The sequence below is a fragment of the Photobacterium sp. R1 genome (assembly GCF_054600795.1).
Genome location: NZ_BAAHZP010000281.1, coordinates 1 through 337, shown reverse-complemented (window position 1 = coordinate 337; position 337 = coordinate 1). Strand labels below are relative to the sequence as shown.

General features: G+C 54.9%; 1 protein-coding gene. It reads left to right on the top strand.

Going from position 1 to position 337, the window contains the following annotated elements; translation table 11 throughout:
- The coding region (locus ACYP03_RS25040) for a helicase-related protein (RefSeq protein WP_459782532.1) at positions 1 to 337 on the top strand (337 nt) is incomplete at both ends.

Genomic DNA, 337 nt, shown 5'->3' with positions numbered 1-337 from the left:
AGGGGTGCGTGAGTTCTCCCAGACGATCTTAAATGAACCGGTCGAAGTCAATGCTGAGCCGCCGCGCCGTGAGCGCAAAAAGATCCATCAGGTCTACCACCGCTGTGACGATATGGCACACAAAATGGCGTTGCTGCAGAATATCCTCAGCGATCAGGCCGAGCGCAGTATCATTTTTGTCAAAACCCGCGAGCGGCTGGCCGAACTGCGGGATCAGCTGGCATCACTGAAAATCCCTTGCGTGTGGATTCAGGGTGAAATGGCGCAAGCCACCCGCAACAATGCCATTCGCCGCTTTCGCGAAGGTGAAATCAACATACTGATCGCCACCGATGTG